This is a genomic window from Kribbella hippodromi, from assembly GCF_039531045.1.
Taxonomy (GTDB): domain Bacteria; phylum Actinomycetota; class Actinomycetes; order Propionibacteriales; family Kribbellaceae; genus Kribbella; species Kribbella hippodromi.
The window spans coordinates 42,399-66,633 of record NZ_BAAAPH010000025.1; the positions used below are offsets into that span (position 1 = coordinate 42,399).

General features: G+C 67.8%; 17 protein-coding genes and 1 pseudogene. 11 read left to right on the forward strand and 7 right to left on the reverse strand.

Going from position 1 to position 24,235, the window contains the following annotated elements; translation table 11 throughout:
• Nucleotides 1-163 precede the first annotated feature (163 nt).
• Both ABD260_RS31025 and ABD260_RS31030 read left to right on the forward strand, forming a co-directional pair.
• Nucleotides 164-781, forward strand: coding sequence for an L-threonylcarbamoyladenylate synthase (locus ABD260_RS31025; protein WP_184837622.1), 618 nt, complete (start codon nt 164-166; stop codon nt 779-781).
• 35 nt (nt 782-816) lie between these two features.
• Nucleotides 817-1,464 carry a nitroreductase family protein gene (locus tag ABD260_RS31030; RefSeq protein WP_344239272.1) on the forward strand — a complete coding sequence of 216 codons (648 nt, stop codon included), beginning with the start codon at nt 817-819 and terminating at the stop codon, nt 1,462-1,464.
• A gap of 4 nt (nt 1,465-1,468) precedes the next feature.
• On the opposite strand, the gene ABD260_RS31035 is transcribed toward ABD260_RS31030, so the two are convergent.
• The 4 genes from ABD260_RS31035 to ABD260_RS31050 form a co-directional block, all read right to left on the reverse strand.
• On the reverse strand, nt 1,469-4,594 hold the full coding sequence (locus ABD260_RS31035; protein WP_344239274.1) for a discoidin domain-containing protein: 3,126 nt from the start codon (nt 4,592-4,594) through the stop codon (nt 1,469-1,471).
• Nucleotides 4,595-4,617: 23 nt separating this feature from the next.
• Nucleotides 4,618-5,646 (reverse strand): cellulase family glycosylhydrolase, encoded by a 1,029-nt coding sequence (locus tag ABD260_RS31040; protein WP_344239276.1) that lies wholly within the window; start codon nt 5,644-5,646, stop codon nt 4,618-4,620.
• 61 nt (nt 5,647-5,707) lie between these two features.
• Entirely contained in the window at nt 5,708-8,869 is a 3,162-nt protein-coding gene (locus tag ABD260_RS31045; RefSeq protein WP_344239278.1) for a discoidin domain-containing protein, read from the reverse strand.
• Between the two features lie 126 nt (nt 8,870-8,995).
• Nucleotides 8,996-9,490: a DNA polymerase ligase N-terminal domain-containing protein gene (locus ABD260_RS31050; RefSeq protein ID WP_344239280.1), complete on the reverse strand. Its 495-nt coding sequence runs from the start codon at nt 9,488-9,490 to the stop codon at nt 8,996-8,998.
• Between the two features lie 137 nt (nt 9,491-9,627).
• Between ABD260_RS31050 and ABD260_RS31055 the strand changes: the two genes are divergently transcribed.
• Nucleotides 9,628-9,810 carry a hypothetical protein gene (locus ABD260_RS31055; protein WP_344239282.1) on the forward strand — a complete coding sequence of 61 codons (183 nt, stop codon included), beginning with the start codon at nt 9,628-9,630 and terminating at the stop codon, nt 9,808-9,810.
• A 22-nt stretch (nt 9,811-9,832) separates the two neighbouring features.
• Here the strand turns inward: ABD260_RS31055 and ABD260_RS31060 are convergent, their stop codons facing one another.
• Together ABD260_RS31060 and ABD260_RS31065 are read right to left on the reverse strand one after the other, a co-directional pair.
• Entirely contained in the window at nt 9,833-10,897 is a 1,065-nt protein-coding gene (locus ABD260_RS31060) for a serine hydrolase domain-containing protein (protein WP_344239284.1), read from the reverse strand.
• Between the two features lie 87 nt (nt 10,898-10,984).
• Nucleotides 10,985-11,884, reverse strand: coding sequence for a TIGR03564 family F420-dependent LLM class oxidoreductase (locus ABD260_RS31065; protein ID WP_344239286.1), 900 nt, complete (start codon nt 11,882-11,884; stop codon nt 10,985-10,987).
• 88 nt (nt 11,885-11,972) lie between these two features.
• On the opposite strand from ABD260_RS31065, the gene ABD260_RS31070 reads away from it, so the two are divergent.
• The 8 genes and pseudogenes from ABD260_RS31070 (at nt 11,973) to ABD260_RS31105 (ending at nt 23,848) form a co-directional block, all read left to right on the forward strand.
• A complete protein-coding gene (locus tag ABD260_RS31070) occupies nt 11,973-12,824 on the forward strand; it encodes a LysR family transcriptional regulator (protein WP_344239288.1) in 852 nt (283 codons plus the stop codon).
• A 294-nt stretch (nt 12,825-13,118) separates the two neighbouring features.
• Nucleotides 13,119-15,974, forward strand: a complete 2,856-nt coding sequence (locus tag ABD260_RS31075) for an MDR family MFS transporter (protein WP_344239290.1) — start codon at nt 13,119-13,121, stop codon at nt 15,972-15,974.
• A gap of 705 nt (nt 15,975-16,679) precedes the next feature.
• Nucleotides 16,680-16,751, forward strand: a pseudogene (locus tag ABD260_RS31080) (SWIM zinc finger family protein); the annotation flags it as partial.
• A 303-nt stretch (nt 16,752-17,054) separates the two neighbouring features.
• Nucleotides 17,055-18,047 (forward strand): SWIM zinc finger family protein, encoded by a 993-nt coding sequence (locus ABD260_RS31085; RefSeq protein WP_344239420.1) that lies wholly within the window; start codon nt 17,055-17,057, stop codon nt 18,045-18,047.
• Entirely contained in the window at nt 18,044-19,450 is a 1,407-nt protein-coding gene (locus tag ABD260_RS31090) for a DUF5691 domain-containing protein (RefSeq protein ID WP_344239292.1), read from the forward strand. Before ABD260_RS31085 ends, ABD260_RS31090 begins: the two co-directional genes overlap by 4 nt.
• Entirely contained in the window at nt 19,447-20,529 is a 1,083-nt protein-coding gene (locus tag ABD260_RS31095) for an ATP-binding protein (protein WP_344239294.1), read from the forward strand. Before ABD260_RS31090 ends, ABD260_RS31095 begins: the two co-directional genes overlap by 4 nt.
• The gene (locus ABD260_RS31100; protein ID WP_344239296.1) at nt 20,526-22,703 is read left to right on the forward strand and encodes a DUF5682 family protein; all 2,178 of its coding nucleotides are present in this window, start codon (nt 20,526-20,528) and stop codon (nt 22,701-22,703) included. The genes ABD260_RS31095 and ABD260_RS31100 overlap by 4 nt, the downstream gene beginning before the upstream one ends.
• Complete coding sequence (locus ABD260_RS31105) at nt 22,700-23,848, forward strand: VWA domain-containing protein (RefSeq protein ID WP_344239298.1); 1,149 nt, start codon at nt 22,700-22,702, stop codon at nt 23,846-23,848. Before ABD260_RS31100 ends, ABD260_RS31105 begins: the two co-directional genes overlap by 4 nt.
• Here ABD260_RS31105 and ABD260_RS31110 read toward each other — a convergent pair whose 3' ends face one another.
• Nucleotides 23,849-24,193 (reverse strand): YciI family protein, encoded by a 345-nt coding sequence (locus ABD260_RS31110; RefSeq protein ID WP_344239300.1) that lies wholly within the window; start codon nt 24,191-24,193, stop codon nt 23,849-23,851.
• Nucleotides 24,194-24,235 lie beyond the last annotated feature (42 nt).

Below are 24,235 nucleotides of genomic sequence, written 5' to 3' on the forward strand. Positions count from 1 at the left end.
GCAATTCTTCCGGCGGTTTTCCGGTACTGAAGGAAATTCAGGAAACGCCCGGTGCCGGCGCAATTCCGGCCGAGGTCTGGTAATGATTCCGCGAATTGCCGGGCGCCGGCCGGCCGCCGGTGCGTGCGCGCGGCGCCGGGCCGAAGGGCTAAGCTCGACGGTCATGGCCAGGTACTTCGACGTCCATCCCGACAATCCGCAGCGGCGGGCGATCGGGCAGGTGGTGGATCTGCTCCGCGACGACGGCCTGATCGCGTACCCGACGGACTCCTGCTACGCGCTCGGCTGCCAGCTCGGGAACCGGGACGGCATCGACCGGATCCGGACGATCCGGCAGCTGGACGACCGGCACCACTTCACTCTGGTCTGCGAGAACTTCGCGCAGCTCGGTCAGTTCGTGCATATCAGTAATGCGGTATTTCGATCGATAAAAGCTGCAACTCCGGGCAGTTATACGTTCATTCTGCCGGCCACCAAAGAGGTACCGCGCCGGTTGCTGCACCCGAAGAAGAAAACCGTCGGCGTGCGTATTCCCGACCATGTGGTCACCCAGGCGCTGGTCGCGGAGCTCGGCGAGCCGCTGGTCTCCAGCACCCTGCTGCTGCCCGGTCACGAGGAGCCGATGACCCAGGGCTGGGAGATCAAGGAAGAGCTCGACAACCAGATCGACGCGGTGATCGAGGGCGAGGCCGGCACCGAGCCGACCACCGTCGTCGACTTCTCCGACGACGTGCCCGAGGTCGTTCGCGTCGGCTCAGGCGACCCCGCACCGTTCGAATAAGCCCGAGGCCACGGTCAGCTGACAGACTGAGTGGCGTGACCTACACCCTCGATCTGAATCCTGACGAGCTGCTGACCACGACGCGTACGGTGCGGAAGCGCCTGGATCTCGAGCGCCCCGTGCCGATGGAGCTGATCCGGGAGTGTCTGGAGATCGCTCTGCAGGCACCGTCGGGGAGTAACCGGCAGACGTGGCACTGGCTGGTGATCACAGACGCGGAGCAGCGGGCGGCCATCGGCGAGTACTACCGGCGTGCGGTCGAGCAGTACCTGGCCGGTCCGGGTGCGGCTGGGAAGCTGCATGCGGACGACCCGGAGCGTGGGCCGGTGCAGCGGCGCGTGGGAGACAGCGTGGCCTATCTGGGGGAGCGGATGGGCCAGGTGCCCGTGCTGGTCATTCCATGCCTCGTTGCACGCACACTTCCTGCCGGGAACCAGTCCGGTCTGTGGGGCTCGATCCTCCCGGCAGCGTGGAGCTACATGCTCGCTGCCCGCGCCCGTGGGCTCGGTACGGCGTGGACCACACTGCACATGACGTACGAGCAGGAGATCAGCGACCTACTGGGTCTGCCGGAGGAAGTGCGGCAGTCAGTGCTGATCCCGACCGCGCACACGGTCGGGACCAGCTTCAAGCCTGCACCGCGTCAGCCGCTGGACGACGTGCTGCACGTCAACGGCTGGTGAGACCTCACCGCACCTCCAGCTCGGACAGCTGCATCCGGTAGCCACCTTCCCCGTCAGGACGCAGCTGGGTACCGCGTACCTGCGCGTACTGCGCCGTACGCGCCGGGAAGCTGTACGAGACCGGACCGGCTCCCGGCTGTGGTGCACCGGTGACTGTGGCGACGGCTGTCCAGTTCACTCCGTCCGTAGAGGTCTCGACCGTGTAGTCGAGTGGGAACCCCTGACCGGTGCTCGCACCATCGGTCCGGCCGTACAGGTCGATCTTGCTCACCACACTGGGCCCGCCGAGGTCGACCCGTACGGACTGTGCTGATCCGGCAGGCACTGACTCGCTGGTCCAGCCCATCGAGTTCCACAGCCGCGACTGTCGCGAGCCGTCGGTCAGGTTCGCCCGCAGCCACCCTTCATTGGCGTACTCCGAGGAGGTCGACGCCGAGACCGGCCGCCCCGCCGCGAGGTTGCCGCCCGCCACCTCCACCTCAGCGAACTGCATCCGCGACGCACCGAGCGGATCCGGACTCAACTTCGTCCCGGTCACGCGTACGTAGCGGACGTCCCGCGCCGCGAAGGGCACTGTCTGTACGCCAGTCGGCTTTGGCTGGTTCACCCGGGACGCGATCGTCGTCCACGCCGTACCGTCCGCCGACACCTCCACCTTGTAGTCGACCGGGAAGCCGGCGCCCGTGTTGTTGCCGTCGGTCCGTGGGTACAGGTCGACCCGGCCGATCGACCGCACCTTGCCGAGGTCGAGATCGAACTGGGCAGTAGCGCCGACGTCACTGGTCCACCCCATCGACGCGGCGCTCGACGTACGCTGCCCGTCTACCGCCGCCTGTGCGCTCCAGCCGTCGCCGTTGTACGACGAAGAGGGGGTCACCGCCGTTCCTTCGGCGGGGTTGACATCCGGGTTGATCCGGAGGTTGTCGAAGGCAACGTTGACGCCACCGCTGGCGAGACCGATACCACCGGCGGTGAACGTCGGGTCGGTCACGGTCAGCACCGGCGCCGGGCCCGCGTACACACTGATCTTGCTACCGCGCGCGACCACCCGCAGCCGATTGAACTGACCTTTTACATAGCTCGGGTTCTGGGCTTTGCCGAGGGTGGTGCCGTTGCGGTAGACGAAGACCTCCCCGTTGTTGCGCTGGGCGATCAGGTAACCGCTGGCGAAATCAGTCTGGTTGAGGTTGCGGATCACCAGCCCGGCCCAGTTGGTGTCGCCGCCGGACGCGTTTACCCCGCGGATCTGCAGGTCGACGGAGGCAACCAGATCGCCGTACGCGCGACCCTTCAGGCCGCTGACAATGTCCCAGTGGGACGTGTCGGTCTGAGTCAGGGCACCGCCCGACGCCGACCAGCTTCCGCCCTTCGGTTCCCAGGACTGTGACCCGCCGGAGAAGTCGTCGGCGAACGGGTAGACCTGGTCCGCACCGCCGGCGGCCAGTGCGTCCAGGACCTGCCGATGTACGGCGTCCACCGCGTCACCGGACTTGTCTGCGGTGAAGGAGTTGGTCAGCAGCGAGTTGGCCAATGCCTTCGCCAGTAGGGGTTTGGTCGCGGCCAGTTGGGTGAACAGCTCGAAGTCCTCGATGCCGTCCAGTTGTGCCTCGCTCCGGATGCTGTCGTAGAGGTCGTAGGCAGCCTTGTTCGGCCGGACGAGGAAGCTGTCACCGGTCTGGGCGCCGTCGAAGGTGTCGATCGGGGTATTGGTGCCGTCGTACCAGTAGTTCCAGCCCCAGTGCAGGTAGCCGACCGCACCGGTCTTCCAGGCCAGCAGCGGAGTCAGCCGGGTCTTGGCCAGGTACGACATCAGGAACCGGTTCAGGTACGTGGCGCGCGGTACCGTGCAGTTGTACAGCCAGAGCTCGTAGCCGTTCTGTTTGCGGGTCTGGAAGTAGCCGACGTTGTCCTCGTACACGTCCAGCCGTGGTGTGTCGGCGGTGACGGTCGCGGGTGGGTCCATGAGGTTCGTCTCGGCCTCGTTGAGCAGCGGCTTCGGGAAGTACTTGCGGTAGATCGCGTACATCCAGTTCGCCGCGTCGCGGTCCGGGCCGGCCCAGGTCTCGTCGTTCGCGCTCATGTAGAAGACGTCGGTGAGACCAAGCTGGTCCAGGTGCTGCTTCAGTGCGGCGAACACCTTGTTCAAGTACGCGGTCGCTTCCGGCGTACCTGTCTGCACGGGGACCATCTGGGTCGAACCGTCAGCAGCACGCTGCAGCATCTCGAGCTGTGGGCCGTGGGTATCGGTAGTGCCGTTCAGCAGGTGTGGCGTGTGAATCCACTGCAGCGCCCCGGCGTCCTTGTAGATCTTGAGGAACCGGTCGAAGCTCTGCCAGCCGAACGTGTAGTTGCCTGCCGTGTCGATCGTGGTGTTCGGGATCAGTAGTGCCTGGAAGTCGGCGAACACCACGTTGTTCCGGTGCTTGGCGTGGTTGCGGGCCATTGCTTCGATCACGCGCCACCAGTTCGCGTCGAACATCTGCACGCCGTACTGCAGGGGGATCGCCTTGATCGTGCCGTCGTAGTCCCAGCCGGCGGAGGTGGTCCAGTTGTTCATCCGGAACGTCGACTGGTTCGTGGGTGGCAGTGTGGAGGGATAGACAGTGATCCGGATCGGTACGGGCGTATCGCCGGCGCTGCTCTTGACCGTTGCCGATCCGGTGTACACACCAGGTGTCGCACCGGTCGGAACGTGGACGCTGTAGTGGTACGGCTGCGTGACGTTGGCGGCCAACGTACGCGGGGTGTTCTCTACCAGGGCGTCGTAGTACTTCGAGCCAGTGCCTTCGATCTCGACGCCTGCGCCGATCGGGACCACGTTCGGATGCAGGTACTCGCGCCGGACTGTGATGTCGGTCAGTGTGGCGCCGCCCGGTCCGGTCAGCGGGGTCGTGGTGATCGACACGTTCTGTACGTCGGCCGCGGGGCGGATCGCGATCTGGGCAGCCTCCGTCTCGTTGCGGGCCGCGTACAGGTCGATCGTGGACGATGCCCGTGCCGGGAGGGTGTCGTAGGGGAACAGCCGGTCGGACGAGTTGTGCGTCCAGACCGAGGGTGGTGCGGCGCTGGCCGGAAGGGGGAGCAGCGCGGCCAGTAGTACGCCGGACAGTAGAGCTGCGGGGGTACGCATAGAAGGGCCTCCGGGACTAGGGTCTAGCTACGGGTCCACTGCTGGTTGTCCATGCCCCATGACCACCGCAACCTGCCCATGCCGGTGACGTTGTTGAGGGTCAGCGACAAGTTGGTACCGCTGCCGCCGAGCGTGGTCATGCTGTAGCTGTCACCGTTGCGTAGGCCGGGCCAGTACACCGATCCCATGCCCAGCGATCGCAAGGTGTCGGAATCAGCTTGCATGTAAGCGATGTAGGCGTCCCCGTTGATCGCGCCGTTGTAGTTCACACCTGTTGTCATCGGCGCGCCCCACTCGTCCAGCACGGTACGAGAGGCGCAGGACCCGATCCGGCTCTTCAAGTCGTTGACCCACCACGAGTAGCTGGTCTGACTGGAGGCCCAGAACCCGTAGTGGTGCAGTGACAGGTACGTACCGTCGAACCGGCTGTCCGCGCAGACACCGGTGACGTTGTCGTTGTACCCGGTGCCGCTGACGAAGATGCGGTTCTTGGGCACGGTCGAGTAGTTGCTGATCCACTTCGCGACGAGATCCGACCAGGCGCTGAGGCTGTAGCCGAACGGTTCGTTCATCGGCTCGAAGTACACCGCGCTGTTGTTCGCGTACTTGCTGGTGACGGTGTTCCACATCGTCCAGTACGCGTCGGCGTCGTCGACCAGGCCGTCCTTGTGCGCGGCGCCCTCCCAGTAGCTGAGGATCACCTTGAACCCGTCGGCGACAGCGGCGTCGATCGCGCCGGTGTACGAGTTCCAGTACGAGCCGTTGACCGTGTACGGGTTGATCGGCAGCCGGACCGTGTTGGCGGCCAGCTGGGTGTGGAACCCGCGGATGATCGCATCCGCCTTGGCGTACGTGGTGTTGTAGCTGTCCGAGGTCGACAGCCCACTGGGTACGACTGCGTCGTCGGCGTAGTTGTCGCGGGGATCAGCCCAGTTCACACCGGCGAACTGGTTGGTAGCTGCGGATGCTTGAGGTGCTGCGAGTAAAGCGCTGGAAAGTAGTGCGGCAACGACGAGCAACGCCCGTCGGCCGCGAAATCGGATAGTGGACATGTTCCCTCCGGAGGGGCGTTAGGAGGAAGTCCCGGCCGCGGGCTGCGGCCGGGGCCATACTTCAGTGCCGTCGGTGGCGGCGCCAATTGGCGGGCTGTTGCCGTACCTCCACTTCAGCGAGTTGCATGCGGTAGCCACCTTCCCCGTCAGGGCGGAGCTGGGTCCCGCGTACCTGCACGTACCGCGCGGTGCGATCCGCGAAGGTGTACGTCACCCGACCGGCTCCCGGCTGCGGCGCACCGGTGACAGAGGTGACCGGCGTCCAGGTCGTACCGTCCGTGGACGTCTCCACGGTGTAGTCGATCGGGAAGCCCTGGCCAGTACTTGCACCATCGGTCCGCCCGTACAGGTCGATCCGGTTCACCAGGCTCGGACCGCCAAGGTCGACTCGTACGGACTGCGGCGAGCCGGCGGGGACCGACTCGCTGGTCCAGCCCATGGAGTTCCACAGCCGCGACTGTCGTGAGCCATCAGTCAGATTGGACCGCAGCCAGCCTTCATTCGGGTACTCCGAGGAGGTCGACGCCGTGACCGGACGTCCGGCCGCGAGGTTGCCGCCCGCGACCTCGACCTCGGCGAACTGCATCCGCGTGGCGCCGGCCGGATCCGGACTCAACTTCGTCCCGGTCACGCGTACGTACCGGACGTCCCGCGTCGCGAACGGCACCGTCTGGACGCCGCTCGGCCGTGGCTGACCCGTTCTGGACGCGACCGTTGTCCAGGCGGAGCCGTTCGTCGACACCTCGACCTTGTAGTCGATCGGGAAGCCGGCGCCGGTGTTGTTGCCGTCGGTCCGTGGGTACAGATCGACCCGGCCGATCGACCGCACTTTGCCGAGGTCCAGGTCGAACTGGGCGGTGGTGCCGACGTCGCTGGTCCACCCCATCGACGCCGCGTCGGACGTACGCTGCCCGTCGACGGCTGCCTGAGCACTCCAGCCGTCTTGGTCGTACGACGACGACGTGGTCACGTTGGTGCCTTCGGCCGGGTTGACCTCCGGGTTGATCCGTACGTTGTCAAAGGCAACGTTCACCCCGCCGCTGGCCAGACCGATGCCGCCGGCGGTGTAGTTCGGGTCGCTGACGGTGAGGAGCTGCTTCGTTCCGGCGTACACAGTGAGCTTGGTGCCACGCGCGACCACCCGCAGCCGGGTGACCTGGCCGGCGGTGTAGCCCGGGTTCTGCGTCTTGCCGAGCGTCGTTCCGTTGCGATAGACGAAGACCTCACCATTGTTGCGCTGGGCAATCAGATAGCCGCTGTCGAAGTCGGTCGGGTTCAGGTTGCGGATCACGATCCCGGCCCAGTTGGTGTCGCCGCCGGAGGCGTTGACCCCGCGGATCTGCAGGTCGACGGAGGCAGCCAGATCGCCGTATGCCCGTCCCTTCAGGCCGCTGACGATGTCCCAGCGGGACGTGTCGGTCTGGGTCAGCGCACCGCCGGAGACCGACCAGCTGCCACCCTTCGGCGTCCAGGCCTGCGATCCGCCGGAGAAGTCGTCGGCGTACGGGTAGGCCTGATCGTCGCCGCCCGCGGCCAATGCGTCCAGGACCTGGCGGTGCACCGTGTCCGACGCGACACCCGACTTGTCGACGGTGAACGAGTTCATCAGCAACGAGTTCGCCAGCGCCTTCGCGAGTACGGGCTTCGTAGCGGCCAGCTGAGTGAACAGTTCGTAGTCCTCGATGCCGTCCGTCTGGGCTTCGCTCCGGAGGCTGTCGTAGATGTCGTACGCCGCCTTGTTCGGCCGGATCAGGAAGTAGTCACCGGTCTGGGCGTCGTCGAAGGTGTCAATCGGGGTGTTGGTGCCGTTGTACCAGTAGTTCCAGCCCCAGTGCAGGTAGCCGGCCGCACCGGCCTTCCACGCCAGCAACGGGATCAGCCTGGTCTTGTTGAGGTACATCTTGATCAGCCGGTTCAGGTACGTGCCACCCGGCTGACCCGAGTTGTACAGCCAGAGTTCGGTGCCGTTCTGCTTCCGGGTCTGGAAGTACCCGACGTTGTTCTCGTACAGATCGACGATCGGTGTGTCCGCGGTGACGGTGGCCGGCGGGTCCATGATCTTGTACGTGGCCTCGTTGAGCAGCGGCTTCGGGAAGTACTTGCGGTAGATCGCGTACAGCCAGTTGGCCGCGTCCGTGTCGACGGACTTCATCGTCTCGTCGTTCGCGCTCATGTAGAACCTGTCGGTCAGGCCGAGCTGGTCCAGGTGCTGCTTGAGTGCGGGAAAGACCTTGTTCAGGTACGCGGTCGCTTCCGCCGAACCACTCGGCAGCGTGACCATGTGGGTGGAACCGTCCGCGGCGCGCTGCAGCGTCTCGACCTCCGAACCGCGCGAGTCCGTGCTGCCGTTCAGCAGGTGCGGCGTGTGAATCCACTGCAGCGCACCGGCGTCCTGGTAGATCTTCAGGAATTTGTCGAACGTTTGCCAGCCGAAGGTGTAGTTCCCGGCCGCATCGATCGTGGTATTCGGAATCAGCAGCGCCTGGAAGTCCGCGAAGACCACGTTGTTCCGGTGCCGGGCATGGTTCCGCGCCATCGCCTCGATCACGCGCCACCAGTTCGCGTCGTACATCCGCACGCCGTACTGCAACGGGATCGCCTTGATCGTGCCGTCGTAGTCCCACCCGGCCGAGGTAGTCCAGTTGTCCATCTTGAAGTGCGACTGGTCGGTCGGCGGCAGCGTCGCCGGGTAGACGGTGACCCGGACCGGTACGGTCGTGTTGCCCGCGTCGCTCTTCACGGTCGCCGATCCGGTGTAGACGCCGGGCTTGGCGCCGGCCGGTACGTGCACGCTGTAGAAGTACGGCTGCGTCACGTTGGCGGCCAGCGTCCGCGGGGTGTTCTCGACCAGTGCGTCGTAGTACTTCGAGCCGGTGCCGTCGGTTTCGATGCCGCCGTACGCGTCGACGACGTTCGGATGCAGGTACTCGCGCCGGACGCTGATGTCGGTCAGCGTCGCGCCGTCCGGACCGGTGAGCGGCGTGGTCGCGACCGAGACGTTCTGCACGTCGGCGGCCGGGCGGACCGCGATCTGGGCAGCCTCGGTCTCGTTCCGGGCCGCGTAGAGGTCGAGGGTCGACGACGCTCCGGCCGGGCGGGTCTCGTACGGGAACAGGCGGTCGGACGAGTCGCGGGTCCAGATCGGGGGCGGTTCGGCGTCGGCCGGCAGCGGCAGCAGGGCTGCCAGGAGTACGCCGGACAGCAGCGCCGCAGATTTGCGCATTATTGTCCTCCGGGCGGTTGGAAGGAGCAGGAATACGCACCAGTGTTGGCACCGGCTCAGAAGCCGGTCAACAGGCCGGCCCCGGAACGCGTGGCCGGTTCCGGGCAGGTCCACCGGCGAACCGGTTCAGCCGGCGGCCAGCTCGTCGATGGTTAGACCACTCAGCACCGATCGGGGCTCGGCAACGGTCAGATCGAGCATCGGATCGGCGTCCGCGTCCTTCACCTTGACCAGCAGCCAGTCGGCGCTGGTCCGGGTGAAAGCCCAGGCGCCGTTGAGTTTCAGGCCGTGCAGTTGCACCTTCAAGTGTCCGCGTTCGATCGCCTCGGCCGGGTCGACCAGTTGCCGGCGGTCGTCGCGGGTCAGGTTCGTGTAGACGCCGGCGTCCCAGACGATCACGGCACCGCTGCCGTACTGCGCGTCCCGGTGCACGCCCTCGTACGACGCGTACTCGAGATCGTGGTCGGTGGTGAACACCGCGAGCCGCTTGACCACCGGGTCCAGCGACGGGCCGCGCGGCACCGCCCAGGACTTGAGCACCCCGTCCACCTCGAGCCGAACGTCGTAGTGCCGGCGCCGGGCGTCGTGCAACTGGACCACGAAGATGGGCTGGGACGGCATCGGGTTCCCTTCGGCGGGCGGTCAGTTCGAGTTACGGCTAACGGTTCGTCGCGCGGCGGTTGTAGGCTTTGCTCTGGCTGGGAAACCAGTCCCCAAACCTCCTCTCCATCATCCGCCCCTGTCCAGAAGCAGGTGCCATGCCCGTAGCCCCTTCCCCGGCTCGGCCGATCGCCGTCCAGATCCTGATCGCGGGACGCTGGATCGCAGGCCAAGAACTGGGTCGCCGGACCGGGACGGCCGGTGCCGACGAAGTTCTCGTCAGCCACCACGGCCATCTCGTCTGGATCGACCAGCACGCTGTGCGGGAGCTCAACAGCTGAAAGCCCTTACCTGAAAGGCCTTTCAGCAAAGAGCTTTCGCAACCAGGTTGCCGATCTCGATCGCCGAGCCCGACCCGGTCGGGTCGAACAGCGTCCGCGTCAACGCGAACGCGACGCCCGAGCGCGTGTCCGCCCAGGCGGCGCTGCCACCCATGCCCGGAATCCCGAACGACGCCGGGCTCTCCTCCGCACTCGAGCCGAACCGGCCGATCGGATAGCCCAGCGCCATCGTCGCCGGGTTGCCGAGTAGCTCGTCCGGCGCGACCAGCGCGGGGCCGGTGATCACCGGTACGGACTCGGGGCGGACCAGCTGGACGCCGTTCACCGGGCCGATCAGTCCGGCGTAGAGGGTGGCGATCCCGTACGCGTTGAGGATCCCGCAGGACGGGTCCTCGGTGGCCAGTACTTCCGGGCGGTTGACTACGGCGGCGCGCGGCTGGACGGCGGGCGGGATGGTGCGGTTGAACATCTCGGCCAGCATCGCGAAGGTCGCTTCGGCGCCGTCCGGTTCGACCAAGGGCACCAGCCGGTGGGCCTGGTCGGCCGGAAGAGCGAAGTACACGTCGTTCTCGATGCCGAGTGGGGTCAGGATTTCTTTCAGTACGGCGGAGATCGTCCGGCCGGTCGCGCGGCGGACGAGTTCGCCGACCAGTACGCCGAACGTCTCCGCGTGGTACGTCAGCTTCGTACCCGGCTCCCACCACGGCTCGGCGTTCGCGAAGTACTCGGCCAGGGCGTCCTTGTCCGCGAGCGAGGCCCGGGTCCCGTCCGGCGGCAGCGCGGGCAGGCCGACCGAGTGGGTCAATACGTGCCGGAGCGTCGCCTGGTCCTTTCCGTGCGCGGCGAATTCGGGCCAGATGGTCGCGATCGGGGCGTCGTAGTCGAGTACGCCACGATCCACGAGGACGTTCGCCACCGTCGCGGACGCGCCTTTGCCGGTGGACGCGGCGAAGTACAGCGCGTCCCGCCGTACGCCGGCGACCGCGTCCACCACCAGCTCACCATTCTTGTACGCGGCGACCTGCAGCCCGAGTTCGGTCTCGGCCAGCTCGTCGATCCGGCGTTGCACCACGTCCTGAAGGTCCATCAACCCATCCTGTCTCCGCAGCGGTCCTTGTGTGGGGACGTCGGAGCTGGGCTGGGCGTTTGTACGCGCTTCAGGTTCGAACGCGCTTCAGGCGTAGTCGAGGGCGAACCGCGTCGTGCGCTCGACCTCCGCGTCCGTTCCGACCGGGCAGAACAGGAACTCGGTGGTGCCGGCCTCCGCGTACCGCTTGAGCTCCTTGGCGACTGTCTCCTCGTCGCCCAGTACGGCAGTGTCCTCGGGCCCGGCCTTGCCACCGCGGTCCAGCACCGCCCGGTACGCCGGCATCTCGCCTGCCATGCCGAACCGCGACTTGATCCACGCCCGTGTCGTATCCGGATCGTCCGTGATCGCGACACAGGCGCCCGCGATCACCTGCGGTTCGGGGCGGCCCGCCGCGGTCGCGGCGCGGTCGATGGTCGGCCGGATGAAGTTTTCGATCACCTCGGGGCCGGCCCAGCTGGTCGTCGTACCGGCAGTCAGCTCGCCGGCGATCTTCAGCATCCGCGGCCCGAGCGCCGCCACGATCAGCTCCGGCGCCTCGGCGCCCGCGATCTGCACCTGGCCGCGGGCGATGACGCGCTCGCCCTCGTAGCTGGTGGGCTCACCTGTGAGTAGCGGCCCAAGCGCCTCGACGTACTCGCGAACGTACGCGGCCGGACGCTCCATCGACAGACCGAACATCCCTTCCATCATGTGCGGGTGACTCGAGCCGACGCCGAGCGTCAACCGGTTCCCGGTCAGCGCCTGCACGCTGAGTGCCTGCGACGCCAGGGCGATCGGGTGCCGCGGATAGACCGGCACCACGCCGACCGCGTACCCGATCGTCGACGTGTACGGCGCGACGCCGGCGATCAACGTCAGCGCGTCCCAGCCGAGCCGCTGACTGAACCAGATCCGGTCGATCCCGGCGTCCTCGGCGGCCTTCGCGACGGCGCCGAGCTCGGCGATGCTCTTGCCCTCTTCTTCGATCCACAGTCCGATCCTCATGTCCACCAGTCAACGAGCCCGGCGGCCGCCGACCCAGACGCAGTTACGCTGTGCAGCGATAAGGGATCGTGATCGCCGGAGGTGCTCGATGGAGCTGCGACAGCTGCGGTACTTCGTCACAGTTGCCGAGGAACTGCACTTCGGCCGGGCCGCCGAGCGGCTGAACATCGTCCAGCCCGCCGTCAGTCAGCAGGTGGCGCGGCTCGAACGCGAGCTCGGGTTGCGGCTGCTCGATCGCTCGTCGCGGCATGTGCGACTGACCGGCGACGGCGAACGGATGCTGGCCGAGGCGCGTGCGGTGCTGACGGCCGCGGATCATGCTGCTGAGGTCGCCGCGGAGCTGGCGTCGGGGCGTTCCGGCGTACTGCGGATCGGTACCGCGCCGGGGCTTCGCGATCGGCTGGAGCGTGGTTTGGCCGTGCTTCGCGCGAGTACGCCCGATCTTGAGGTCCGACTGACCTCTGGCACCACCGGTGAGTACCTGGCCGCGCTTCGGGCCGGTGAACTTGATTTCGCGTTTGTCCGTGGTGAGGTCGCGGTCGCGGGGCTGCGGGTGGTCGAGCTTTGGCGCGATCCGCTTTCGGTGCTGGTGCCCGCGTCGTACCGGGCGGATGACGGGGTCAAGCTGATCGACCTGGCGGGGCTTCCGCTGCGGCTGCCTGCCGATGCGTGGCTGCATGACCACCTGGTCGGCGAGTGCCGGGCGGCTGGGTTCGAGCCGGTGATCGGGCGGGCGGTGGAGGATCTCGAGGCCGCGATTGTGGAGATGGCGAGCGGTGCGGAGGCCTGGACCGTCGTGTACGGGACGGCGTGTGGGGCGGCCGAGGGGGCGCTGTGGATGGGTCCGTTCGCGCCGCCGCTGAGCGCGCCAGGGCAGTTGGTCGTTGGTACGAGCCCGACCGCGGAATGTGTCGAACTGCTGGTTCGCGCGTTCATGTGAAGGACCCTCGGCGGGCCCTGACAGCACCGCCGAGGGTCGGTGTTGATTACTCAACAAGCACCGGATCGTACGGGGGAAATCGCGTTCCGAGAAGGGCCCGTCTCATAATTCGCGCGGCGTGGGCCCGCCGGCTGGTTGGTGGCGCCCGGTGAGCGGTCGCTGACAGCGCGGGATTATTGTTGGGAGTTGCAACCAAATATCGGGCTGCGTGAGGACAAGACAGCCGTTTCCGCCCCGGGACAGTGCCCGCCACTGCCCCGGTCGTAGCGACCCCGCTGTACGAAACGGAAGCCGATGTCTGCCACCCAGACCTCGCCGGCGAAACCACCCGCCGGCCCCACCAAGCCGACCCGCTACCGGTCCCGGTACGCGGACGGCGGCAACCCGGACCTGACCCCGGAACCGGCCCCCGCCGGCCCGCCCCCGGGCGCTTCGGGGCCGCCCGGCGATCCGGAGCTGTCGCACCGGGAGATCCTGGAGATCCTCGCCGGGCTGCTCGCGGCGTTGTTCACCGCGGTGCTCAGCTCGACGATCGTCAGCAACGCGCTGCCGACGATCATCGCGGACCTCGAGGGTTCGCAGACCCAGTACACCTGGGTGGTCACCGCCAGCCTGCTCGCGATGACCGTGTCCACGCCGGTGTGGGGCAAGCTGTCCGACCTGCTCAGCAAGAAGCTGCTGGTCCAGGTCGCGATCGTCGCGTTCGTCGTCGGTTCGGTGCTGGCCGGCGCGTCCCAGAACGTACCGTTCCTGATCGGCGCCCGCGTCCTGCAGGGCATCGCGATGGGCGGGTTGATGGCGCTCGCGCAGGCGATCATCGGCGCCGCGATCCCACCCCGGAACCGCGGCCGGTACTCCGGGTACATGGGCGCCGTGATGGCGCTCGCGACCGTGTCCGGTCCGCTCGTCGGCGGCGTCATCGTGGATACGTCATGGCTCGGCTGGCGCTGGTGCTTCTACGTCTGCGTACCGCTTGCTGTGGTTTCGCTGATCGTGCTGCAGAAATTCCTGCACCTGCCGGTGGTGAAGCGTCGCGTACGGATGGACTATCTCGGCGCAATCCTGATCGCCGGCGCGGCGAGCCTGCCGTTGATCTGGGTGTCGTTCGCGGGGCAGCACTTCGCGTGGTGGTCCTGGCAGACCGGCGCGTACCTCGGCGGTACCGCACTCCTCGGCGTACTGGCCGTCGTCGTCGAAACGCACGCCCGCGAGCCACTCGTACCGGTGCGAGTGGTGCGGGAACGGACGACCGCGCTTGCGATCCTCGCGAGCCTCTCGGTGGGGATCGCGATGTTCGGCAGCGCGGTGTTCCTCGGGCAGTACTTCCAGGTGGCGCGCGGGTACAGCGCGACCGAAGCCGGGTTGCTGACCATTCCGATGATGTTCGGCTCGTTCCTTGGGTCGGTCGGGTCTGGGCAGCTGATCACGCGGTACGGGAAGTGGAAGCGGTACTTGGTGATCGGTGGGTTGTTCCTTACCGCCGGGCTTGGGGTGCTGGGGACGATCGACCACACGTCGCCGTACTGGTACGTCGGGCTGGGGATGCTCGGGATGGGCATCGGCATGGGGATGACGATGCAGAACCTCGTCCTCGCTGTGCAGAACACTGTGGATGTGAGCGAGGTCGGGGCGGCCAGCGCTACCGTCACGTTCTTCCGGAGTCTTGGCGGGGCGGTCGGGGTGTCGGTGCTGGGCGCGATCCTGGCGACCCGGGTGACTGATCTGATCGCCGAGCATCTACGAGCGCTGGGCCCTGGTGCCGAGGCTGCTGCCAAGGGTGGATCGGGGAGTGTTCTGGACGTCAACGCTCTTCCCGCGCCTGTCGCCGAGATCGTCCGCCACGCCTACGGCGACGCCACCGGCCGAATCTTCATCATCGCCGCCGGCGCCGCGGTAGTAAGCCTGCTGGCAGTCCTCTTCATCAAAGAAGTCCCCCTCCGCCAAACCGTAGCCAAAACCCCCACCCCAACAAACACATCCGCTGACTCGGCCTCCTCCGCGAACGCCACCTCTGCAACAAGCGGCGCATCCGCCGGCCCCGCCACGTCCGCCGACTTCGCAGTCAGCGGTGGGCCCGGCGGCACCTTCGACGGCCGCGGTGCCTCGACCACCGCACCCGCAGCGGTCGGGGCAGCTGGTGCCTCCGCTGCCCTCGGTGCGCCCGCTGGTGCGGCCGAGTCCGGAGCGTCGACCGGGGTCGGCGGGGCATCCGCGGAGTACGCCGTACCCGGTGCTGGTGGTTCTTCTGATGAGGTGGTGGATGATCCCGCGGCGCGTGCTGCGGTGGTTGCTCTGGATGTGATCACCTCGGCGGAACGTACTGCTCGCGAGCGCGAACGTCAGGCCAACGAGCACGTACAAGCTGCCGCCGACACCATCCGCCAGATGCGTACGGATGTAGCCGATCTGTTCACCCGGGTGGACCAGCAGATCGCCGACCTGGAAGGCACCCTGCCCGGTGCCGCGATCCCGCACCCCGCGGCCGCGCTCCTCGACTCCCAGCGCCCCACCGGCGACCTCTCCGAAGAACTCCGCCGCTACGAACTGAGCGTCCTCAGCGCCAGCCAACGCACCGCCGACCACCTCCGCCAAACCGCCAAATCCGAAGCCGACCACCTCCGCGAAACCACCCGCGCCGAAACCGACGAACTCCGCCTCGCGGCCCAATCCGAAGCCACCCAACTCCTCACCGAAGCCCGCGCCGAAGAACAAGAAATCCGCACCCGAATCACCGAACTCCAATCCGTGGAACAACACCTCCTGGGCATAGTCCGAGCCAACCTCTCCACCACCCCGCCCACCGCCTCCACCACACCCTCTACCTCCCCCGCACCCGCTGCCTCGAACGCACCCCACACCACCCTCCCCCCACACATCACCCACCCCACAACCCCAACCCACGCAGCCCCCTCACCCCACACCACCACGCCAACCCACGAGACCACCCCCGCCCCCACCACCCCGCCAACCCACGACACCACCCCAGCCCACGGCACCACTCCCGCCCACGGCACCACTCCCGCCCACGGCACCACGCCAGCCCACGGCACGACTCCCGCTCACGCCTCCACCCACGCCTCCACCACCCCCCACCCGCCCGCCGGCAACGGCTACCCCGACGACTCCCCTCACCGCCAACCCTTCGGCTGAACCCACGTACTCTCGCGGGCCGGCCCTTGAGGTGGTGGGTTGGCCCCTGAAAATACGAGGGGTCAACCCTCTGTCTCAGGGGTCAACCCCTGGCTGCGTACTTGATGTGCCATCCGTCTGGCACTTGCCGGGTCACACGCCGAGACCGGTCCGTACACGAACCAACCACGGGGCGGGCCGCCTGCCCTGTGGTTCGTGTACGGACCAGGAGCGATCTCCTTGCCGGGCCGATGGTGCGCTGCCGGGGTGTTGCGCGTGCACTTCGATAGCCGGGTAGCCGGGTAGCCGGGTGAACGGGTGGACGGGTGGACCGGTGGACGGGAGCATCGTTCCGTACACCATTGGGCGGCGGGGCCGTGGTGACGCCGTGAGTGGTGCAGCTTCGCGCAGTCGCGCAGTCGCGCAGTCACGGGGTCGCGGGGTCGCGCCGCGTGTGGCGTGGGGGGCGTGGGGTTTGTAGTTCGCGTGCTGGGTGGGGGTTCTCGTGGGGTGTCGGGGGTGGGTGGCATGCTTCGGGGTAGGCGGGTGGGTTAGGAGTGGTGTGGGTTGTGGGACGTGGAGCGGGTGCTGGGGCTGGCGTCTGATGCTGCGTCTGTCAAGGCTGGGCAGGGGCTGGCTGTCGGTGCGAAGTGGGTGGAGTACGGCGCGACTGAGCGGGTGGTGTGGGGGCTCTGCCGCGGGAGTGGGAAAGAGCCGTATCGATGCATGGTCGACCTCGGTGGACCGGCGTACAAATGTTCCTGCCCGTCCCGGAAGTTCCCGTGCAAGCACGCCCTCGGCTTGATGCTCCTGTGGGTGAACGGCGAGATCCAGCCCGCACCAAAGCCGACCGACTCCGCGGCGCCTCCCGGTAACCACATTCCCCACCCACCCGGTGACCACGTTCCCCAATCAGCCGGTGACCCGGCACCCCACCTGTCTGGTGATCAGGTTCCTCATCAGCCCGGTGGTCAGGTTCCTCACCAAGCCGGTGGTCAGGTTCTCCACCAACCCGGGGACGGGGGCCTCGGCCCGCGTGGTGACCAGCCTTCCCCTGCGCACAGCGATGGGGTGGGGGAGCCGGAGTGGGTTCGGGAGTGGATGGATCAGCGGGCGGAGCGGGTTGAGCGGGGGGAGCGGAAGCCGGGGGAGGTGGTTGATCCGATCGCGGCGCAGCAGCGGGCGGTGCGGCGGGCGGAGCGGGTTTCGGCTGGGTTGGCGGAGTTGGCGAGCTGGTTGGACGATCAGGTACGGCAAGGGCTCGGCGCCTTCGACCAGCGGGCGTACTCAGAGCTGAGCCGTCTCGCCGCGCGCATGGTTGACGCGCAAGCACCAGGAGTCGCAGGTGCCGTACGACGTGCCGCCGCCGTCGTTGGCCGCAACCATGATTGGCCGGGCGAACTGCTCGAAGAGCTCGCGCTCATCCACCTGATCGTCTCCGCGCATGGTCGGCTAGCGGAGCTCCCGCCGTCGCTAGCCGACACCGTGCAGAGCCGGATCGGCTGGACCACCGAAACCGCACGCGTACTGGCCGAAGGTGAAAAACTCGAGGACGATTGGCTGATGCTCGGCCGGGTGATCGAGCCGGACGAGCATCTGACCGTACGCCGTGTGTGGTTGCGTGGGGCAACGACCGGCCGCCTCGGTCTGTTGCTCACGTTCGCGGCCGGCGGCCGTCCGCTCGATCCGCTACCGGCGCGACCGGGTGAGTACGTACCGGGCGCGCTCTCGTTCTACCCCGGCGCGCTCCCGATGCGCGCGCTCCTGACCCAGTCCGCGCCGCGCCGGCCCGCGCCGCGCCCGAGCGGGCTCAATGCACGGCAGGCGTTGGCGGCGTACGTGGAATCGCTCGCGGCCGATCCGTGGAATGAACGCTGGCCGCTCGTACTCCAAGATGTCCGCCCCGCCCGGCACGGTGAAGGTTGGGCGCTCGTCGACGCGTACGGTGATGCGCTCGAGCTGCTGCCCGGTTGGGACGCGATGCGCTTGCTCGCGGTGTCCGCGGGCGATCCGATCACTGTCGCGGGCGAGTGGAACCGCGCCGGTCTGCGCCCGATGACGTGTTGGCAAGGCGATCGGCCGGTGACGCTGTGAAGGGCTGGGACGGGTTGGTCAGCTCGGCATTGCTGGGTACGGACCGCCGCCCGCCGCACTTCGAGGAACTGCCCGAACATGTTCAGGAACGCTTAGGCGATGGCGGTTTGCTTGACGCGGCGGCGCTCGCGACTGTGTACAAGCGGGCCGGACGGAAACCGTTGGCCGGCCTGACACCACTGGCTGCCGCGCCCGGTGCGGATCGGCCGTTGCCGCGGCCGGTGGCGATCCGTCGGTTGGCGGCGATGCTCGGTGGGTTCCAGACGTCGGCGCTCGGCGAATGGTTGCGGGTCGCGGACGCGAACGGGTGGGGCGTACCGCCGGAGCAGCTGCCGGCGTTGGCGGATTACGCGCGGAACCGGGCCGAGTACCGTCCGCTGGTGATCGCGGCAGCGGGTCGCCGGGCTCGGTGGCTAGCCGATCTGAATCCAGAGTGGCGATTCCTGCACGCTGCTGTTGCTGAGGGCAATGATTGGACGCATGGGAACGCGGTCCAACGGCGGGCTTGGCTGAAGGCTCGGCGGGCGGCGGACCCGGCGGCGGGGCGCGCGGAGTTGGTCGAGGTTTGGGCGACTGAGTCGGCCGCTACCCGGGCTGATTTTCTTGGGTTGTTCGCGGATGGGTTGTCGCTGGCGGATGAGGAGTTTCTGGAGTCGGCGCTTGATGATCGGTCGCGGGAAGTGCGGCGGGTGGCGGCGCGGCTGTTGGCTCGGTTGGAGGGGTCGCGGTACGGGGCGCGGATGATCGAGCGGTTGCATTCGTACGTCACGGAGGCTCAGGGCGTACTCGCGGTTGAGCTTCCACACCGTCTTTCGTCGTCAATGGAACGTGATGGTCTCGACTCGCAGAACCCACAAGGGGTGGGGAAGCGGGCGTGGTGGTTGCAGCAGATCATTTCCAATACACCGCTCGCCGCGATGGAGCTGAGGTGGATTCGGCTGCCGGTGGAGGGGTGCGCCGCGGAGGTTCTCCAGGCGGGCTGGACCGAGTCAGCCATCCGCGAGGCAGGCGGGGATCAGGCGGCGCGGTGGGCGCGGGAGCTTTTGTTGCTCAAGGCCAACACCGGCAGCAGAGGTCCGGCGGAACTGCTCAGGTTGTTGCCGCCAGCGGAATGGGCACGCGCCGTCGACGGACTCCGCAGCACCGTGGATGTGGCGGAGCTAGTAGGCGGTCTTCCCGTGCCCTGGCCCACCGATCTCGCAACCATGATCCTCGACCAGCTGGCCAAAGTAGGTACGAACCGCGCCTGGGCCAGGCTCGCGAGCATCACCGCCCGCGCCGTACCACCCGACGCACTCACCCACCCGATCACCCGCGAACCCACCAGCGAAGAGGACACCTGGCGCCGGCGCCTGGTAGAAACCCTCACCTTCCGCCGCGAACTCCACGAGGAGCTGTCATGAGCACCGAAATCCTCCGCCCACACGCCGAAGTGGAGTACGCCGAAGAGCTGCGTGCACTAAAAGACAATGACGACCGCCCGCGCCCACCAGCCTGGCAACTGTCACCAGCAGCCGTCGTCACCTATCTACTAGGCGGAACAGCCGGCGCCACCGAGATCACCCCCAAGTACGTCGGCCCCCGGCGCCTAGTAGAAGTAGCCGTCGCCACCCTTGCTACCGACCGCGCCCTGCTCCTCCTAGGCGTCCCAGGTACCGCGAAGACCTGGGTCAGCGAACACCTGGCCGCAGCCATCAGCGGCGACTCAACCCTCCTGGTACAAGGAACAGCAGGTACGGCCGAAGAAGCGATCCGCTACGGCTGGAACTACGCCCAACTCATCGCCCAAGGCCCAAGCGAGGCCGCCCTGGTACCGAGCCCGGTACAACGCGCGATGAGCGAAGCAAAGATCGCCCGCATCGAGGAACTGACCCGGATGCCGTCAGACGTCCAGGACGCGCTGATCACGATCCTCTCCGAGAAGACCCTCCCGATCGCCGAGCTGGCCACGGAAGTCCAAGCCCGTAAGGGTTTCAACGTCATCGCCACCGCGAACGACCGGGACAAGGGCATCAACGAGCTGTCCAGCGCGCTCCGCCGCCGGTTCAACACTGTCGTCCTCCCGCTGCCGGATTCCGCCGAGGACGAGGTCGAGATCGTCTCCCGCCGGGTGTCGCAGCTCGGTTCGGCGCTCGAGCTGCCGCAGCCGGACGACGCGCTGGACGAGATCCGCCGGGTCGTCACGATCTTCCGTGAGCTGCGCTCCGGCCGGACCGAGGACGGGCGTACGGCGGTGAAATCCCCTTCTGGCACGCTGTCCACGGCCGAGGCGATCAGCGTCGTCACCGGCGGTCTCGCGCTCGCGGCGCATTTCGGCGACGGCGTACTGCGCTCGTCCGATGTGGCCGGTGGCATTCTCGGTGCGGTGATCAAGGACCCGTCGGCGGACCGCGTGGTCTGGTCGGAGTACCTCGAGACGGTGGTCCGCGAACGGGACGACTGGGCGCCGTTCTACCGGGCCTGCCGAGAGATCTCCGGATGACCGTTCACCTGCTCGGGATTCGGCACCACGGGCCGGGATCGGCGCGCGCGGTGGCGACCGCGCTGGGCGAGCTCCAGCCGGACGTGGTGCTGATCGAAGGACCGCCCGAGGCCGACAAACTCGTCGCGCTCGCGGGCTCCGCCGAGATGGAACCACCGGTCGCCTTGCTGGCGTACGCGGCCGACAACTCGACCAAGGCAGCGTTTTGGCCGTTCGCGGTGTTCAGTCCGGAGTGGCAGGCGATCCGGTACGGGCTGGCGGCCGAGGTGCCGGTGCGCTTCTGCGACCTGCCGGCCGCGAATCAGTTCGCGTCATCAGGTGGCGAGGGCCGGCGGGCGGCGTCGATCGACCCGTTGGCGACCCTCGCGTCGGCCGGTGGGTACGACGACCCGGAGCGATGGTGGGACGACGTGATCGAGTCGCGCCGGGGCGGTGCGGAACCGTTCTCGGTGATCGCGGACGCGATGCGCGAACTGCGTCATGGCGAGGAGGCGACCGGCCGCGAAGCGCAGCGCGAGGCGTACATGAGAACCGTGCTGCGCAAGGCGATCCGCGAGGGGTTCGAGCGGATCGCGGTGGTTTGTGGCGCGTGGCACGTGCCGGCGCTGGAGCTTCCGTTGCCACCGGCAACACATGACGCGCGGATCTTGAAGGGTCTGCCGAAACGCAAGGTCGCGTGTACGTGGGTGCCGTGGACGCACGGCCGGCTGGCCGCGGCGAGTGGGTACGGCGCCGGCATCACGTCGCCCGGCTGGTATCACCACCTGTTCACCGCGCCGGACCAGATCACCACGCGCTGGCTGTCGAAGGTCGCCCAGGTCCTCCGGGACGAGGACCTGCCGGTTTCCAGCGCGCACGTCATCGAGGCCGTCCGGCTCGCGGACACCTTGGCCGCATTGCGAGAACGGCCGCTGGCCGGGCTGAGTGAAGTGACCGAGGCGACGCGAGCCGTGCTGTGCGGCGGAAACGACGTGCTGCTCGATCTCGTCACCCGCGAGGCAGTCGTCGGTGAGCTGCTTGGGACTGTTCCCGGCGAGACACCGCAGGCGCCGGTCGCGGCCGATCTGGCGGCGCATGCGCGACGGCTGCAGATGAAGCGGGACGTGACCGAGCGCGTGGTCGAGCTCGATCTGCGTAAGCCGAACGACCTGGACAAGTCCAGGCTCCTGCACCGCTTGCGGATTCTCGGTGTGCATTGGGGTGTGCCGGCAACGGACGAGCGGCGGGCGCAAGGCACGTTCCGGGAGATGTGGCGGCTCGCTTGGGATCCCGGGCTGGAGGTCGAGCTGGTCGCGGCCGGCGCGCACGGGACGACTGTGCTCGACGCCGCGACGACCGTGATGCTGAAGGCCGCCGACTCCGCGACCTTGGCCGATGTCACCGCAGCGTTGGAGAAATCCCTGCTCGCCGATCTCGCGGACGCGCTGCCGACGCTGCTGCAAGGTGTCGACACCAGAGCGGCCGCCGATGCGGACGTCGGTCATTTGATGGCCGCGCTTCCGGCCCTCGCGCGGGCCTCGCGGTACGGGGACGTACGCGGAACCGACACCGCCGGGCTGGCCGCGGTCGCCGGGCGGATGGTGTCGCGGGTGTGTGCCGGTCTGGCGCGTACGGTGCATGGGCTCGATCCGGATGCGGCGGCGGCCGTACAAGAGCTGATCGACGGCGTACAGGACGCGACCGTGCTGCTCGCCGAGGACGTGCGGTCGCAATGGCTGAACACCTTGGAGGGATTGAGCGATCGCGTCTCGGTGCCGCCGCTGATCCGCGGCCGGTTGACGCGGTTGATGCTGGACACGTCACGGCTTCCCGACAACGAGGTCGAGCTGCGCCTTGGGCGGTCGCTTTCGCCGGGTACGCCGACGGCTGATGCGGCCGGGTACGTCGAGGGGTTCCTGGCCGGTGGTGGGTTGCTGCTCGTACACGACGAGCGGTTGCTGGCGTTGGTGGATGCTTGGCTGGGCTCGATTCCGGATGATGCTTTCGTGGAGGTGCTGCCGTTGTTGCGGCGTACGTTCGGGACGTTCGCGGCGCCGGAGCGACGGTCGATCGGCGCCCGCGCACGTGGCCTGGCCGACCCGGGAGCGGTTGTAGTTGCTGATGACAACGAGCTCGACGCCGAGCTGGCCGCGACCGCGCTGCCGGTCGTCGCGCAACTGCTGGGAGTCTCGTGAACGACGAGCGAATGCGCCGCTGGCGGCTGGTGCTCGGCGCTGAGGCCGAGCCGGAGATGGGGACGACGTTGTCCGGCCAGGACCGCTCCGTCGACGCCGCGCTGGCCGCGTTGTACGACGCCGGCGAAGGTGAATCCGGACCACAACGCTCCGCCGGGCTCGGATCGTCGGCGCCACGGGTGGCTCGCTGGCTCGGCGACATCAGGCAGTACTTCCCGAGCACTGTGGTTCAGGTGATGCAACGCGACGCGGTCGAGCGGCTCGGGATCACCCGGATGTTGATGGAGCCGGAGTTGCTCGGTGCCGTCGAGCCGGACGTGCACCTGGTGAGTACGCTGCTGGCCCTCAACGAGGTGATGCCCGAGGAGACCAAGCAGACTGCCCGCGAGGTGGTCGGCCGGGTCGTCGCCGAGCTGGAGGCACGGCTGGCGGAGCGGACCCGCGCCGCGGTCACCGGCGCGCTCGACCGGGCCGGGCGGACCAGCCGCCCGCGGCACTCGGACATCGACTGGGACCGGACCATCCGCGCCAACCTGAAGCACTTCTCGCCGGCGCTGGGGACGATTGTTCCGGACCGTCTGATCGGGTACGCGCGACGGAACCACAGCGTGCAGCGTGACATCGTGCTCGCGATCGACCAGTCGGGTTCGATGGCGGAGTCGGTGGTGTACGCATCGCTCTTCGGCGCGGTGCTCGGCTCGATCCGGACGCTGCGTACGAGTTTGGTGGTTTTCGACACCGCGGTTGTCGATCTCACCGATCAGCTGGACGATCCCGTCGACGTACTGTTCGGTACGCAGCTCGGCGGCGGTACGGACATCAACCGCGCGCTCGCGTACTGCGAAACGCTGGTGACCAAGCCGGCCGAGACCGTACTCGTCCTGATCTCCGACTTGTACGAGGGTGGCGTCCGCGAGGACCTGCTGCGGCGGGCGCGATCGCTGGTCGATTCCGGAGTACAGGTGATCGCGCTACTCGCCCTGGCCGACTCGGGCACCCCTTCGTACGACGCCGAGAACGCGGCCGCGCTGACCGAGCTCGGCGTGCCGACCTTCGCCTGCACGCCCGACAAGTTCCCCGACCTGATGGCCGCCGCGATCCGTCACGACGACATCACCGGCTGGGCCGCCACCAACCTGGGCTGATCAGCCGGCGATCTCGAGGATGTCGATTTCGGTGTACGGGTCGGCCTCGGCGAAGCGCAGCGCCCACCGGACGGCTTCCTCCTTGCTGTCCACCCGGATGATCGAGACGCCCGCGACCAGCTCCTTGGTCTCCGCGAACGGACCGTCGACCACGCGCGGCTGCCCGGGCCGCGGGAACACGACCCGCGCGCCGCGCGAACTCGGCATCAGGCCCTCGCCGAGCACCAGCACCCCGGCCTGACGCATCTCCTCGAGCACGGCATCCGCCCGTTCCAGGATCTCCGCGTCCGGCGGGTTGCCGGCCTCCAGGTTGTCGTTCGTCTTGTGGAGCAGCATGTACCTCATAAGGGTGACCTTAACGCGGCGAACTGTGCTGTCCAGGTGGCG

Excerpts from the sequence above, each read along its gene's own strand:
- ABD260_RS31055 (WP_344239282.1), top strand. The coding sequence starts at position 9,628 with ATGCCCGTAGCCCCTTCCCCGGCTCGGCCGATCGCCGTCCAGATCCTG.
- ABD260_RS31095 (WP_344239294.1), top strand. The coding sequence starts at position 19,447 with ATGAGCACCGAAATCCTCCGCCCACACGCCGAAGTGGAGTACGCCGAA.
- ABD260_RS31035 (WP_344239274.1), bottom strand. The coding sequence starts at position 4,594 with ATGCGTACCCCCGCAGCTCTACTGTCCGGCGTACTACTGGCCGCGCTG.
- ABD260_RS31050 (WP_344239280.1), bottom strand. The coding sequence starts at position 9,490 with ATGCCGTCCCAGCCCATCTTCGTGGTCCAGTTGCACGACGCCCGGCGC.
- ABD260_RS31110 (WP_344239300.1), bottom strand. The coding sequence starts at position 24,193 with ATGAGGTACATGCTGCTCCACAAGACGAACGACAACCTGGAGGCCGGC.
- ABD260_RS31085 (WP_344239420.1), top strand. The coding sequence starts at position 17,055 with ATGGATCAGCGGGCGGAGCGGGTTGAGCGGGGGGAGCGGAAGCCGGGG.
- ABD260_RS31065 (WP_344239286.1), bottom strand. The coding sequence starts at position 11,884 with ATGAGGATCGGACTGTGGATCGAAGAAGAGGGCAAGAGCATCGCCGAG.
- ABD260_RS31045 (WP_344239278.1), bottom strand. The coding sequence starts at position 8,869 with ATGCGCAAATCTGCGGCGCTGCTGTCCGGCGTACTCCTGGCAGCCCTG.
- ABD260_RS31040 (WP_344239276.1), bottom strand. The coding sequence starts at position 5,646 with ATGTCCACTATCCGATTTCGCGGCCGACGGGCGTTGCTCGTCGTTGCC.
- ABD260_RS31025 (WP_184837622.1), top strand. The coding sequence starts at position 164 with ATGGCCAGGTACTTCGACGTCCATCCCGACAATCCGCAGCGGCGGGCG.
- ABD260_RS31100 (WP_344239296.1), top strand. The coding sequence starts at position 20,526 with ATGACCGTTCACCTGCTCGGGATTCGGCACCACGGGCCGGGATCGGCG.
- ABD260_RS31075 (WP_344239290.1), top strand. The coding sequence starts at position 13,119 with ATGTCTGCCACCCAGACCTCGCCGGCGAAACCACCCGCCGGCCCCACC.
- ABD260_RS31070 (WP_344239288.1), top strand. The coding sequence starts at position 11,973 with ATGGAGCTGCGACAGCTGCGGTACTTCGTCACAGTTGCCGAGGAACTG.
- ABD260_RS31060 (WP_344239284.1), bottom strand. The coding sequence starts at position 10,897 with ATGGACCTTCAGGACGTGGTGCAACGCCGGATCGACGAGCTGGCCGAG.